Here is a 14,229-nt window from a genome sequence, read left to right as displayed (position 1 = left end):
ACGATTAATGTACATCAGCTTGAACGGTCAGCGCATGCTCCAGCACTTCATCCATATGCGCAACGGGGACAAACTCCAGCTCATTGCGGACGCTGTCTGGAATATCACGCAGGTCCCGTTCATTGTCTTTCGGGAGCAGCACTTTCTTGATGCCGGCGCGGTGAGCGGCGAGTGACTTTTCCTTCAGGCCGCCAATTGGCAGCACACGTCCCCGCAATGTAATTTCCCCGGTCATCGCCACTTCCCTCGATACGAAGCGGCCGGTCAGCGCCGATATCAGCGCGGTAGCCATCGTAATCCCCGCGGACGGGCCATCCTTAGGAATTGCTCCTTCAGGGATATGGATATGGATATCATTCTTCTCATGGAATTCCGGATCAATCCCGAGCTCCTTGGCTTTGCCTCTGGTATAGCTGAAGGCTGCCTGGGCTGATTCCTTCATTACATCGCCGAGCTTGCCTGTGAGAGTCAGCTTGCCGCTGCCCGGCAGCACGGTCACCTCGATGACAAGTGTATCTCCGCCTACCTCTGTCCATGCAAGGCCGGTAACTGCACCGATCTGATCCTCCTGCTCCGCAAGACCAAAACGGAATTTGCCAGGACCGAGCCAATCCTTAACCTTGTCAGTGTCCACTGTGATCGGAGCGGCCTCCAGGCTCGCAACAATCTCCTTGGCTGCCTTCCTGCAGAGCGCCGCGACTTGCTGCTCGAGATTTCTGACACCCGATTCCCGGGTATATTCCCTTATTACCTGCATGATCGCATCATCCTGCACGATGAGCTGCTCTTCCGCCAACCCATGCTCGCGCTTCTGCTTGGGGAGCAGATATTTCCTCGCAATCTGTATTTTCTCCAGCTCTGTATAACCCGGAATATAGAGCATTTCCATCCGGTCCAGGAGAGGCCGCGGGATATTATGAACAGCGTTCGCCGTCGTTATAAACATGACATTCGACAGGTCAAACGGAACCTCTACAAAATGATCACTGAATGTGTTGTTCTGCTCAGGGTCCAACACTTCAAGGAGTGCAGATGCCGGATCGCCCCGGAAATCCATCGCCATCTTGTCGATCTCATCCAAAAGAAACACCGGGTTCAGCGAACCCGCAGTCTTCATTCCCTGAATGACACGCCCCGGCATCGCGCCGACATAGGTACGACGGTGGCCGCGGATTTCCGCTTCATCACGCACGCCGCCAAGAGAAATCCGGACAAACTCACGGCCAAGCGACTTGGCTACAGAACGCGCGAGCGAGGTTTTACCTACCCCTGGCGGGCCGACAAGGCATAAGATGGGCCCCTTCATCTTCTTGACCAGTTGCTGAACGGCCAAATACTCGAGGACCCTCTCCTTCGGCTTCTCAAGGCCATAATGATCTTCATCCAGAATAGCTTCGGCATTCTTGATATCCAGGTCATCCTCGGTTAGCTTGTTCCATGGCAGTGCCAGCAGCCAATCCACATAGTTGCGGATAACACCTGCTTCTGCCGAAGCAGCCGGCATTTTCTCGAGACGATCGATCTCCTTCTCGATTTTCTCCTTGACGCTCTCCGGCACACCTGCTTCTGCCAGCTGGCTCCGGAGCTCCTCAACCTCACCGGCGCGGCCTTCCTTGTCGCCAAGCTCCTTCTGGATCGCCTTCATCTGCTCACGGAGATAGTACTCCTTCTGAGTCTTCTCCATCTGCTTTTTGACCCGCTGGCTGATTTTCCGTTCAAGCTCCAGTACTTCCCGCTCGTTATTCAGAATATCAAGCAGCTTCTCCAGGCGGGCACGGACATCAACCGTTTCGAGAATTTCCTGCTTGTCTTTAATTTTCAAGGATAAATGGCTTGTAATCACATCCGCCAGCCGCCCTGGCTCATCAATATCCGATACAGCCGCCAGTGTTTCGGGCGTCACCTTCTTGGAGAGGTTGATGTAGTGCTCGAACTGGTTCAAAACCGTGCGCATCAGCGCATCAATTTCAGGATCTGTCGACTCCTGTTCCGGCAGCTCCTTCACCATCACCTCATAAAACTCTTCATTATGCAGGTATTCCTGTATCTCGGCGCGGATAACGCCCTCTACGAGAACGCGGATCGTACCGTTAGGCAGCTTCAGCATCTGCCTAACGCGCGCGATTGTACCCACTCGGTATATATCTTCTACCGTCGGCTCTTCAATATTAACTTCCGACTGCGAACACAGCAAAATCATATGATCTTCGATCATCGACCGCTCCAACGCCCGGACTGATTTATCCCTGCCGACGTCTAGGTGGAGCACCATGCTGGGATACACAAGAAGACCCCTCAGCGGAAGCAATGGCAGCCGCCGCCCTTTTCCTTTGCCAGGTCCCATGCAAGCACCTCCAAATTGTCTTTCCCCTTATTTTATCATTCCGCGGATTCGGCCTGCAAATACGACACCCCTGGTGTATGAAATAATTCACCGGGCTTGACGATTTCCAGTTCGGGAACCTGCAGCTCAATGGACGGGAATGCCGCTTTAAACAGATCGTCCACATGATCCGCAGGGATGACCTTGAGTCCATCCAATCCGCCAAATATGTCCTGCCAGTTGTCCTTCGGAATCAATACTGTCTCTGCTCCCGCCTGGAATGCTGCCTCAACCTTGGCCAGCACCCCGCCTACCGGCTTGATGTTGCCGTGAATCCCTACCTCACCAGTCATCGCCAGTTTATTATCAACCGGCTCACCCATAATCGCGGAGGCTATGGCCGTCAGCATGGCCACACCTGCGGATGGCCCGTCAATCGGCGTACCGCCCGGGAAATTGATATGAAGATCGTAGTGCTGCGGCTGGAAGCCGTAACGGCGGAGCACGGTCAGTACATTTTCCACCGAGCCCTTCGCCATGCTCTTCCTCCGGAGCGTCCTCGCGCCCCCTCCGAGCTCCTCCTCATCTACAACGCCTGTAATAGTGAAGCTGCCTTTACCGTTCCGGACCGGTATAGCACTGACCTCAATCTCCAGCAGTGTCCCCATGTTGGGGCCGTAAACCGCCAGCCCGTTCACGAACCCGACCTGTGGCTCTGACGGCACCTTGCGGTCTGGCCGAGGCGGTATCTGACTGCTGTTCACCACCCATTCAATATCTGACGCCGTTATCGTATCACGCTTCTCCGACATCGCAAGTCCGGCAGCCAGCTGCACAACATTCACTGCTTCCCGGCCGTTGGTTGCATACTTCATAATCACATTAACCGCTTCCTGATTGACGGGAAACCCAATTTTCTGAATTGCATTGGATGCAATAACGGCAATCTCTTCTTGTAAAAGCGGCCTGAAATAAATCTCCATGCAGCGCGAACGCAGCGCTGGCGGCAGTTCCGTTGAGGAACGTGTCGTCGCTCCCACAAGCCGGAAATCCGCTGGCAGTCCATTCTGAAAAATATCGTGAATATACATCGGAATATTATGATCTTCCGAGTTGTAATACGCGCTCTCCAAAAAAACCTTTCGGTCCTCAAGCACCTTTAACAGCTTGTTCATCTGAATGGGATGCAATTCACCGATTTCATCAATAAACAGCATTCCGCCATGTGCCTTGGTAACAGCACCCGGCTTAGGCTGCGGGATACCGGCAACGCCCATGGCACCCGCTCCCTGATAAATCGGGTCATGAACCGATCCGATTAGCGGATCCGCGATCCCTCTCTCATCAAACCGGGCGGTCGTCGCGTCAATCTCGGTAAATTTCGCTTCCGGCAAGAAAGGCGATGACGGATTTCTTTTTGCTTCCTCCAGCACAACTCTGGCTGCGGCCGTTTTCCCCACTCCCGGCGGCCCGTAGATGATGACGTGCTGCGGGTTGGCGCTGCACATGGCAGCCTTTAGAGCACGCAGCCCGTCCTTCTGCCCGATAATATCGTTCATCGTCTGCGGCCGCGTCTTCTCTGCCAGCGGCTTGGTCAGCGAAATCGACCGCAGCTTTCTGAGCTTATCCATCTCTTTACGCGATTCCTTGTCAACAGCCGAACGGTTTGTCTTCTGGTTTCGCAGAAGATTCCAGAAGTATAAGCCGATAACAACAGCGAAAAACACCTGAATCAACATCAACACAATACTTAAATTCATCCCAATCCGCTCCTCCCAAAGGTAACCGGTTAACCCGCTTTAACACCACTGCATCCTCTATTTATGTACCGGGCAGTTGTCCTTCGAAAGCCCCGCAAACCAGCGGCGGGCTCCCGATAAAGCAAAACACCGGCAAAAGGCTAATACTTGGTAGTATTGCCCCTTGCCGGTAGGAATAACCGTAACGACATATGGAATTTATATGGATGGAAGGACAGCTTTTACACCGGCATATGCTTGCTGCGGCCGGGAATTTCTCCTGTTGCTTCATATACGCGGACGATTTCGTCAATTTCCTTCTTTAGCTCACTCAGCAGCTCGGTCTCCGGAACTTTACGAATCATCTCCCCGTAGCGGAACAGCATTCCTTCCCCGCGAGCACCCGCTATGCCAATGTCAGCTTCACGCGCTTCCCCAGGGCCATTAACTGCACAACCGAGTACAGAGACCTTAATCGGCACCTTGATCTGTGATATATATTCCTCAACCTCGTTGGCAATGGAGAAGAGATCGATATCCAATCGACCGCATGTCGGGCAGGATACAAGCGTTGCGGCATTGGTAATCAGTCCGAAGGTTTTGAGCAGCTCACGTGCCACCTTCACTTCTTCGACCGGGTCAGCACTTAGACTGATCCGTACTGTATTGCCAATTCCCATGGCAAGCAGGGCCCCTATGCCCGCGGAGCTCTTTACGGTGCCGGAAAACAACGTTCCCGCCTCCGTAATACCCAAATGCAGCGGATAGCGGATTTTTTCAGCAGCCATGCTGTAAGCGGCAATGGCCATCGGCACATCCGAGGCTTTCAGCGAAACGATGATATCGTGAAAATCCAGATCCTCCAGAATACCGATGTGGAACAAAGCGCTCTCTACCATCGCTTCCGGTGTCGGGTAGCCGTATTTCTCCAGCAGATGGTTTTCCAGCGAGCCGGCATTTACACCGATCCGAATCGGAATGTTCCGCTCCTTGCAGGCTTTCACTACTGCCTCTACCTTTTCCCTTCGACCTATGTTGCCAGGGTTAATACGTACCTTGTCGATCCCGTTCTCAATGGCCTTCAGAGCAAGGCGGTAGTCAAAATGAATATCGGCAACAAGCGGAATGTGGATGCGCTTCTTGATTTCTTTAATCGCTTCAGCTGCTTCCACATTGTTTACCGTCACACGCACCACCTGACAGCCTGCTTCCTCAAGACGCAGGATTTCATTAACTGTCGCCTCTACATTCGCTGTCTTGGTTGTGCACATGCTCTGGATGATAACCTCGTTGCTGCCGCCGATAGTGAGATTCCCGACTTTGACCGGTATGGTGTCTTTCCTGTGAATCATAAGTCTCCCTCTCCCTATGAACGTCAAAGTCCACCCTTCGGAGGCCGCGGTTGCGGCTCCCGGCAAGGGTGGATTCGACGTTTATCCGTATTAGGCGCTTTCTTCCTTCTTCTTACCCTTCTTGGTTGTCAGCTCCGGCATGATTTTATCCTGAACGACCTTCTCGGTAATCAGGCAGTTGTTCACTTCGTCGCGTGACGGCGCTTCATACATCACGTCGAGCATAATGCCTTCGATAATCGCCCGGAGTCCGCGAGCACCCGTGTTGCGCTTAATCGCTTCCTTCGCTATCGCCTCAAGAGCCGCAGGCTCAAACTCCAGCTTGACATTATCCATCTCCAGCAGCTTCTGATACTGCTTAACAAGCGCGTTCTTCGGTTCAGAGAGAATCCGGATGAGCGCCTTCTCGTCAAGCGGTTCTAGAGCGGAGATTACCGGCAGACGGCCGACGAATTCCGGTATTAAACCGAATTTCAGCAGATCCTCCGGCAGTACGAGCGACAAATACTCGCCAGGCTTCAGATCCTTCTGGCCTTCGCCGCCTGTATTAAAGCCGATAACCTTCTTGCCGATCCGGCGTTTAATCAGCTGCTCCAGACCATCAAATGCACCGCCGCAGATGAAGAGGATGTTGGTAGTGTCAATCTGGATAAATTCCTGGTGAGGATGCTTGCGTCCGCCTTGAGGAGGTACAGAAGCAACCGTGCCTTCCAGAATCTTCAACAGCGCCTGCTGAACCCCTTCACCCGATACGTCGCGTGTTATTGATGGATTCTCGGATTTGCGTGCTACCTTATCAATCTCATCGATATAGATAATCCCGCGTTCAGCCTTCTCCACATCATAATCAGCAGCCTGAATCAGCTTGAGGAGGATATTTTCCACGTCTTCGCCGACATAGCCCGCTTCCGTCAGCGAGGTTGCGTCTGCAATCGCAAACGGCACGTTCAAAATCTTGGCCATTGTCTGAGCAAGGAGTGTCTTACCTGAGCCCGTTGGCCCAACCAGAAGAATGTTACTCTTCTGAAGCTCAACATCCTCAATCTTGCTCTGTGAATTAATCCGCTTGTAATGGTTATAGACAGCTACGGCAAGTGATTTCTTGGCCTGGTCCTGTCCGATAACATATTGATCCAGAATGTCCCGGATATCCTTCGGCTTCGGAACATCCTTCAGATCGAGCTCTTCCTCATGGCCGAGCTCCTCCTCAACGATTTCCGTGCAAAGCTCAATACACTCATCGCATATATATACACCAGGACCAGCAACAAGCTTGCGCACCTGGTCTTGGGATTTGCCGCAGAAAGAACACTTCAGCTGGCCTTTCTCATCATTGAACTTAAACATCGGATCACCCCTTCTTCGTAATGACTATATGCTCGGCGTGGGCGTGGTGACGACCTTATCAATAAGCCCGTAAGCCAGCGCTTCATCCGCACTCATAAAATAATCCCGATCCGTGTCACGGTCGATCTTGTCGTACGGTTGGCCGGTACGGTCCACATAAATCTGATTCAACTTCTGCTTGGTCTTCAGAATCCAGTCGGCGTGAATCTTGATATCGGTCGCCTGACCGCGTACTCCCCCAAGCGGCTGATGGATCATTACTTCGCTGTTTGGCAGCGCCAGTCGCTTGCCTTTGGCGCCGGCTGTCAACAGCAGCGACCCCATACTTGCGGCCATACCGACGCATATCGTCGATACATCCGGCTTGATAAACTGCATCGTATCGTAAATACCCATTCCCGCCGTTACCGAACCACCTGGCGAGTTGATATAGAGATGGATGTCTTTCTCCGGGTCATCAGCTGCAAGGAATAGCAGCTGCGCGATGATGGCATTGGCCACATCATCATCAATAGCGCTCCCAAGGAATATAATCCGGTCCTTAAGGAGTCGGGAATAAATATCGTAGGATCGTTCTCCCCGATTACTTTGCTCTACCACGATCGGTACAAGATTCATGTGACCAACCTCTTTTCTTTTCGGGATCGAATACCAATTACCATTTTATCATGTTCAGCTCTGCATGTCATTTTTCTGGTGTAGTACAGTATACGGGCGCCTATGACCAATATGTATCGGGGGAAATTCCCCATTTTTATACAAAAAGCTATGTAGGGGCGAAATAAGGCACGTGCCTGAAGTACGTGCCTTATCTCTGTAATTGGGTTATGACGGGCGCGGCCTTATGCCACTTCCGTAGTTGTTTTGCTGTTATCAAGCAAGAACTTGATCGTCTTGCGGAGCGTCAAGTCCTCTTTCAGGTTCTCGATGTTGCCATTGCGCGTGAAGATATCACGCAGCTCTTCCACAGGGCGGTTATACGATGCGGAAAGTTTCTCGAGCTCTTCGTTCACATCTTCCTCGGTAACCGAGATGTTCTCTTCCTTCGCAACCTGCTCCAGCACCAGGTTGTTCAGAACGCGCTTCTCGGCATCGGACTTCATTTGCTCGCGAAGAGCTGCCTCGTCCTGGCCGGAGAACTGGAAGTACAGCTCCAGGTTCATACCCTGCATACGAAGGCGATTCTCAAAGTCGCGAAGCATGAAGTCGGTTTCTGTTGCGATCATCGCAGCAGGAATATCCACCTCAGCATTGGCTGCTACTTTGTCTACAACCGCGATTTCACGAGCCTGCTCCGCTTCCTTTTCCTTGCGTTCCTTCAGCTTGGCGGACAAGTCCTGCTTGTACTCATCAAGCGTATCAAATTCACTGACATCCTTTGCGAACTCGTCATCGAGAGCCGGAAGGTTCTTACGCTTGATCTCATGCAGCTTCACCTTGAATACAGCCGGCTTGCCCTTCAGATGCTCAGCGTGATAGTTCTCAGGGAAGGTTACTTCCACATCTTTAAAGTCGCCAGTCTGCATGCCGATGATCTGCTCTTCAAATCCCGGAATAAAAGAACCGGAACCGATCTCCAGCGAATAACGCTCGCTCTGGCCGCCTTCAAACTGCTCGCCATCCACATAACCGTCAAAATCAATAACAGCCGTATCGCCGTTCTCAACCGCGCCTTCGTCGATCACAACGAGCTCGGCATGACGCTGCTGAAGACGCTCCAGCTCTGCATTCAGCTCTTCTTCGGTTACTTCTGTGCTCACAGCCGGCACTTCCAGCCCTTTGTATTCGCCCAGCTTTACTTCCGGCTTAACTGTCACCTTCGCTTTGAAGATGAAAGTCTGGCCCTTGCCGAACTGCTCGACATCGATTTCAGGACGATCAACAGGCTGAATGCCAGTTTCCTGTACGGCAGCCGAATATACATCAGGAAGCAGAATGTCAATTGCATCCTGATACAGGCTTTCCACGCCAAAACGCGCTTCGAAGATGCCGCGGGGCACCTTGCCCTTCCGGAAGCCCGGAACATTAACCTTCTGTGACACCTTCTTAAACGCCTTGTCGAGCGCTTCTGTCACTTGATCAGCATCCACCTCAACGTTCAGGATACCTTGATTCTTTTCTATTGTTTCCCAAGTTGCTTTCATATTATGCCTTCCCCTCCAAAACTGACACATCCGTCAATTCTATTCACGATTTTAAACCATTCCATTATAAACTAACATCGAGCCCAATATCAAGGCTGTCCTGACGGGTCGATACCGGTAATCCCAACGCGCCTGAGCGCTCTGCAGGCCTGCTCGTAACGAAACCTGAGGGATTCCGGTATTCCGTATGTATCGCGTATTGCTTCATCATCTGCCGATCCGTATGCAACCAGCAGCAGATTCATATGGAGAGCTGCAGCCCAGCTGTCAACAACCGCCTCATCAGGATCGAGCATCCGGTTGTAATCGGAGGTGCCGTACAGAAACTGCAGGTACTCCTTCCACAGCTCGCGGGCAAAATGAGGAAGTGTCGGATCGGAAACCTCCGTTATCTGCTCAACTCTCTCCAAAATGGCAATAACCGCTTCCGGGAATTCCTCCATAGCAAGAGGTGTGGATTCGATATCAAGCTCCACCGACTCACCAGCCCGGTCAGCAATATGTATTCTCCCGGAAACGCCACGTCTCCTTAGGCACTGCAGGGCTTTAAACTGGATGGCCGGGTGCAAAGGCTCATGAGACAGCCATTCAAGCAGCGTCCGGTCCACCACGTCACTGTTAAGGTATACCGCGCGTTCAAGCGCTAACAGCTGCTGTTCCAGCACTGGATGATGCTGCATGATGTGAAGAACCTGGCGTACATAGTCCTCATCCGAATTTTCAGCTTGTGAGGAGCCGAGAGCTTGCTCCCTCATCAACCGCTCATCTTCATCCTCAGCCTCTTCAATAAAGGGACCGCCCTCACCCTTTTCGGGGAAAGCGACTTCTATCCAGGCAAGGAGGTTTCGCCACTCCTCGTAGTGATGCTCTTCTTCCCCCTGGCAATTGAGCAGGAACCGCAGCAGCTTTTTGGCTTCGCCAAACTGCTCCGCCTCCAGCAGCCGGGTAAGCTGAATCTGATAGTGATCCAGCATTTTCGGAAACAGATAAACATTATCCTTCGAATCCTCATGCGGATGGTTAGGGGTCGTAATAAGGAATCACCGCCTTTAAACATGCGATCCAGGCCCGCCGCGCCTGGTGCTGTACGAACACAGGGCCTTTCGGGTGAAGGCCCATCATCGATTTCGTTCATTAAGTATAGCATGACCTGTCAACTGAAAGAAAAGACTCATTTCTTCCTATATTGATTTTTACCCTTTTCTGTGCTAATATAACCATTGCTGTCTCTAATGCATCTGAAATTCAGGATGATGGAATTATTGCAGATGCCGAATTAATGCTTGCACGGGCAAGACAGATATGATACAATAATCTATGTTTCTGTCTCGCTTGCATCTTGTCCCAGTAGCTCAGTTGGATAGAGCACTCGCCTTCTAAGCGAGTTGTCGGGGGTTCGAATCCCTCCTGGGACGTTCCTAGTTATACATGGCGAAGAACCGCTTCTTATGAAGCGGTTCTTTTCTTTTGACCTCATATTTCAACAGATCCCATCAATCGTTGCGGACAATAAGATATATAATAAGCCCTAAGATCGGGAAGATCAGCGTAGCGACAAGTACAAGCAAGCAGAATTCCCGGCTTCTCCCCCTGCTCCGCGCATCCCTGTAGGCCCAGATGCTTGTGATAATATTAAGCAGATATAATCCAGCTATGAACATAATCACGGTCAGTCCGCTTACAAATAGCAGCTCCACAATCATCCCTCCTTTATATGTCTGTCTCTTTAATCTTACGTTACCCATTATCCTGATAATCAAAATTAAAAACCGGGGGCCGCTCCAAAACGGATGCCCCCGGCTGTATACGTATTTCTACCTAATATAATATACGGTACGTCCACACAACTGCTTATACTGATGCTTATCAGATCTTGAACTTCTCGATGGATTTCTGCAGTTCATCGGAAAGCTCGGACAGCCGCCCAATTGTACCCGTAACTTCCTGCACAGACGCACTCTGTTCCTCGGAAGCGGCTGCCACCTCTTCAAAGCCTGCCGCCTGCTCCTGAGTAACACCCGATATCTGCTGCATGGCATCCGCTATTTTGGCGAAGGATTGTTCAAAGCCGGTTAATGTCTCCAGCAGATGATCCGTGCGCTCCGAATAGTTTGTGATGCCATTTTGAATCTCCCTGAAGTTAGCATATGTTCCGGTAATCCAACCGTGACCTTGTTCAACGGCCTGGTAGCCCTCCGCTACCCGCTCAATTACGAGATTACTGTTCTCCTGCGTGCTGGAAATCAGCTCCGTAATGGAGAGAGCTGCTTCGGCAGACTGCTCAGCCAGCTTACGAACCTCCCCTGCCACAACTGCAAAGCCTTTGCCCTGCTCACCAACACGGGCGGCCTCGATGGCAGCATTGAGCGCAAGCAGGTTAGTCTGCTGGGATATGCCGGAGATGATACCGATGATCTCGCCGATCTCTCTAGAACGATCGCCTAGCTTCTGAGCGGCTTCACGAGAGTGGAGCATGACATCCCGAATCGTCTCCATCTGCTGAAGTGTCTGTTCTACCAGCTTCTGGCCTTCTTCGGACTGTCCTTTAACCTGGTAGGAGATTTCACGCATGCTTCCTACCTCTGCGGTCACTACAGCAAGCTCACTGTCGATGTCTGAGATGGTCGATGTGCTGGTTGAAATACTATTTACAATATGTGTTAGCCCGTCGCTGAGCTTGTTCATGGATTGTGCCACTTCATCCGAGCTTTCACTGGTGCCCTGCGCATTATGATGCAGCATCCGGCTTGTCGCTGACATCTCTTGGGACATGCTAGCAATCTGGTGTATCAGCCCCTGCAGGTTATGGCCCATAGCTTTGAAGGATGAAGCAAGTCTGCCAAGCTCATCATTCCGTTTCATCTCGAAGGTTTCGCTGAGATCGCCAGCAGCAACCTTCTCAGTTGCATCCATAAGAATTCGGATAGGTCTTGTTACGATACGCCCTAGAACCACCGCAATGCCAATGCCCAGAACGGCCACAATGACGGTAATCAGAATGGTCGTGAACTGGACCTGCCGGGCTGCTTCTGGGATGGCGCTGGCATCTAAATCTATACCTAAAATGCCATAGGCCTCTCCTTGCGCGTTCTTCATCGGGGAGAATACTGACTTATGAGTGCCAAATTCATCACTGTAAATATCGCTGGTCACTACCGTATCCTTCTCAATCGCCTGATGCATCGCCGGCGTGAATTCATACGGTGTTCCGAAGTCATCCTGCAGACCGGTCAGTACGTCAATCCTCTCCGTACCGCTGTGGTTCGACAGGATATAGATGTTCTCAAGACCGTGATTCTCCTGGAGGGATTCAAGCGCCTTCTTGATTGCGTTATAGCGTGCATCCCGATGCGCTTGAATCGGAACATTATAGAGCGGTACCTGACGAATCGTCTGCTGCGCGATCATGATGTCTGTTTGCAGACGCACATCAAACTGCTCCAGCAGCTTGCCCGAGAGCTGCTTGTTAATCAGTGTGCCTGAGACCGCAAAGGCGCTGCAGGCCATCAGCACAATCAGGAGAATGCATAACAGAATTTTCCCTGTCAGGGAACGGGTAATGCCGATCTTGCCTTTGCCTGATGATAGTTGAGTTGTTGTCGGCTTACGCTTCAAGGGGAACCAGACCTTCCTTCATGGATTGTGCTTCATATTCAGCTATTACGGTTGCTGCAGCTTGCTTCAAGTAGGTCACAATCTCTCCTACATGCTCAACCTGCGTATAAGGTGAAATTACGAACAGCTTGGAGGCATATAGCGCGGTCTGATTGCCGTCCTTCGTCTCCACAACCAGATGTTTCTTGGTATCACCAAAGAACATACGGTCCCGGCCTTCACCGAGCGCCTCAAATAACCGTTCATTCATCTCATTCGTTCTTGTAATCTGCTCCAGCGTGCACTCGCCAGCTACCTCCTCCGAGAAGCCCGGTACATCCTTCGGGTAAATCCGGAACAGCGTAATTATTCCGGGATTGGCCGGATTAACGATTACAAGCTCAGGAGCACGGAGCGCAAGCTCTGCACGGAAAGCCAGATTTACTTCCACGAACTGTGCCAGAAGCCTCCGGTAGCCGTCCGCGCCGAAAGCCAGCAAAGCACTATAGATACTGATCGAGCTGGCCATTCGCGAGCATTCCAGCGTATAGCCGGTATGGTACTGGCCGTAGCCGCGGTGTCCTACATAAGGGGTCTCCTCCGGCTCAAGATCGATCAGATTCAAATCCTGAGCGTTCTTCACCAGGAAAAGACTTGTCGTATACGGCGTTTGTCCGAGCTTCTGGAAATCAAAGCATAACGAATCGGCCAGGCCCAGATGAATCATCCTGCTGCGGATTGCTTCCAATGCTTCAAGCACTGGAGCGGAAAAAGCAAGCGGGTTAGCTGCAAAGTCATAATCGTTGAAGAAAGCAAAAAATCCTCCAAGCGCAGAATCAGCATGAATATGAGGCCTCTGCAAGCCATGAGCAGCTGCTACCTCTTGTGCCGTTGCGTATACGCAGCTCACGTCATCAATTCCCATGGCATCTGTTGTGGAGGTCGTTGCCACGATATAAACAGGTATGCCTCCCTTATGAATCACCTGCTCAAGCTTGCGCTTCAAATCCGCTATGTCCATTGAACTGTCGGGGAGTGTCCGCACCCGAACCAGCCGGTCGCTGCCGAGCCCGGTCGCTTCCATCGATTTATATAAGCTGTAGTGAGCCGCTTCCGAGCAAAACGCGTACAGATTGCCCGGAACCCCGCTCCGCTTGGCTTCCGGGGCAAACTTCGCGATAGCCATCCTTAATCCGGTAAAGATAGCGCCTTGTCCGCCCCAAGTAGTGTAGCCGCCGCTGACAAGCGGATCATAGCCGGCCACTCGGGACATCATCGCGATTACGTTGACCTCAGCTTCCGCTCCTGCAGGACCGTATACATCCCATAAATTGTTGCCATTGACCATAAAAGCAGCCAGCATGCCTACTATCCCGGGGATACTCGCCATAGGGAGAATATTGGTCAGAAAATACTTGGTGTGGTAAGGATGCGCATGGAGCAAGTGGAGCAGCTTGTCTCCAACCTCCTCGAGCTCCATTCCTTGGACAGGCACGGAGCTTGTCTTCAGTATGTCGTTGTAAAATGATTCTGACCGGTCTTTGCTGCCCTTCAGGTAAACTGCATCCGGATCCTTCAGCGCATCCGTCCCTTTGAGCAGCTGCTCAAACAGACCAAGCATTACATGACGTCTCTCCGCGCTGCCATCATCACTGGGAAACAACTGCCTGATGTCTGTTATACTCTCCCTATCCATTACAAACCTTCTTTCTCTATTGTTTATTAATTTA

The 14,229-nt window shown here is 51.6% G+C and carries 10 protein-coding genes and 1 tRNA gene; 1 reads left to right on the top strand and 10 read right to left on the bottom strand.

Annotated elements, in window-relative coordinates; genetic code table 11:
• Nucleotides 1-4: 4 nt before the first annotated feature.
• The 7 genes from lon to L1N82_RS09915 form a co-directional block, all read right to left on the bottom strand.
• Nucleotides 5-2,344: an endopeptidase La gene (lon, locus tag L1N82_RS09945; protein ID WP_235287220.1), complete on the bottom strand. Its 2,340-nt coding sequence runs from the start codon at nucleotides 2,342-2,344 to the stop codon at nucleotides 5-7.
• Nucleotides 2,345-2,379: 35 nt separating this feature from the next.
• The gene (gene lonB, locus L1N82_RS09940; RefSeq protein WP_235287219.1) at nucleotides 2,380-4,083 is read right to left on the bottom strand and encodes an ATP-dependent protease LonB; all 1,704 of its coding nucleotides are present in this window, start codon (nucleotides 4,081-4,083) and stop codon (nucleotides 2,380-2,382) included.
• Nucleotides 4,084-4,304: 221 nt separating this feature from the next.
• Entirely contained in the window at nucleotides 4,305-5,414 is a 1,110-nt protein-coding gene (gene ispG, locus L1N82_RS09935) for a flavodoxin-dependent (E)-4-hydroxy-3-methylbut-2-enyl-diphosphate synthase (RefSeq protein ID WP_235287218.1), read from the bottom strand.
• Nucleotides 5,415-5,504: 90 nt separating this feature from the next.
• Nucleotides 5,505-6,761: an ATP-dependent protease ATP-binding subunit ClpX gene (clpX, locus tag L1N82_RS09930; RefSeq protein WP_111148448.1), complete on the bottom strand. Its 1,257-nt coding sequence runs from the start codon at nucleotides 6,759-6,761 to the stop codon at nucleotides 5,505-5,507.
• Between the two features lie 24 nt (nucleotides 6,762-6,785).
• Entirely contained in the window at nucleotides 6,786-7,379 is a 594-nt protein-coding gene (gene clpP / locus L1N82_RS09925) for an ATP-dependent Clp endopeptidase proteolytic subunit ClpP (protein WP_111148446.1), read from the bottom strand.
• A gap of 224 nt (nucleotides 7,380-7,603) precedes the next feature.
• A complete protein-coding gene (gene tig / locus L1N82_RS09920) occupies nucleotides 7,604-8,905 on the bottom strand; it encodes a trigger factor (protein WP_235287217.1) in 1,302 nt (433 codons plus the stop codon).
• A gap of 89 nt (nucleotides 8,906-8,994) precedes the next feature.
• Nucleotides 8,995-9,879 (bottom strand): hypothetical protein, encoded by an 885-nt coding sequence (locus tag L1N82_RS09915; protein ID WP_235287216.1) that lies wholly within the window; start codon nucleotides 9,877-9,879, stop codon nucleotides 8,995-8,997.
• Between the two features lie 367 nt (nucleotides 9,880-10,246).
• On the opposite strand from L1N82_RS09915, the gene L1N82_RS09910 reads away from it, so the two are divergent.
• Nucleotides 10,247-10,320 (top strand) — tRNA-Arg (locus tag L1N82_RS09910).
• A gap of 78 nt (nucleotides 10,321-10,398) precedes the next feature.
• Here the strand turns inward: L1N82_RS09910 and L1N82_RS09905 are convergent.
• The 3 genes from L1N82_RS09905 to L1N82_RS09895 all read right to left on the bottom strand — a co-directional run bounded on the left by L1N82_RS09905 (nucleotide 10,399) and on the right by L1N82_RS09895 (nucleotide 14,195).
• Nucleotides 10,399-10,608, bottom strand: a complete 210-nt coding sequence (locus L1N82_RS09905; protein WP_407946734.1) for a PLDc N-terminal domain-containing protein — start codon at nucleotides 10,606-10,608, stop codon at nucleotides 10,399-10,401.
• Between the two features lie 163 nt (nucleotides 10,609-10,771).
• Nucleotides 10,772-12,520: a methyl-accepting chemotaxis protein gene (locus L1N82_RS09900; RefSeq protein ID WP_235287215.1), complete on the bottom strand. Its 1,749-nt coding sequence runs from the start codon at nucleotides 12,518-12,520 to the stop codon at nucleotides 10,772-10,774.
• Nucleotides 12,510-14,195: a pyridoxal phosphate-dependent decarboxylase family protein gene (locus L1N82_RS09895; RefSeq protein ID WP_235287214.1), complete on the bottom strand. Its 1,686-nt coding sequence runs from the start codon at nucleotides 14,193-14,195 to the stop codon at nucleotides 12,510-12,512. Before L1N82_RS09895 ends, L1N82_RS09900 begins: the two co-directional genes overlap by 11 nt.
• Nucleotides 14,196-14,229 lie beyond the last annotated feature (34 nt).

This window comes from Paenibacillus tarimensis, assembly GCF_021532315.1.
GTDB lineage: Bacteria > Bacillota > Bacilli > Paenibacillales > Paenibacillaceae > Paenibacillus_I > Paenibacillus_I tarimensis.
Note: the sequence above shows the minus strand (reverse complement) of the source record. Positions and strands in the feature narration are given on the sequence as shown.

Coding starts and splice junctions, on each gene's coding strand:
- L1N82_RS09905 (WP_407946734.1), bottom strand. CDS start 10,608: ATGATTGTGGAGCTGCTATTTGTAAGCGGACTGACCGTGATTATGTTC.
- clpP (WP_111148446.1), bottom strand. CDS start 7,379: ATGAATCTTGTACCGATCGTGGTAGAGCAAAGTAATCGGGGAGAACGA.
- L1N82_RS09915 (WP_235287216.1), bottom strand. CDS start 9,879: ATGCTGGATCACTATCAGATTCAGCTTACCCGGCTGCTGGAGGCGGAG.
- lon (WP_235287220.1), bottom strand. CDS start 2,344: ATGGGACCTGGCAAAGGAAAAGGGCGGCGGCTGCCATTGCTTCCGCTG.
- clpX (WP_111148448.1), bottom strand. CDS start 6,761: ATGTTTAAGTTCAATGATGAGAAAGGCCAGCTGAAGTGTTCTTTCTGC.
- L1N82_RS09895 (WP_235287214.1), bottom strand. CDS start 14,195: ATGGATAGGGAGAGTATAACAGACATCAGGCAGTTGTTTCCCAGTGAT.
- ispG (WP_235287218.1), bottom strand. CDS start 5,414: ATGATTCACAGGAAAGACACCATACCGGTCAAAGTCGGGAATCTCACT.
- lonB (WP_235287219.1), bottom strand. CDS start 4,083: ATGAATTTAAGTATTGTGTTGATGTTGATTCAGGTGTTTTTCGCTGTT.
- tig (WP_235287217.1), bottom strand. CDS start 8,905: ATGAAAGCAACTTGGGAAACAATAGAAAAGAATCAAGGTATCCTGAAC.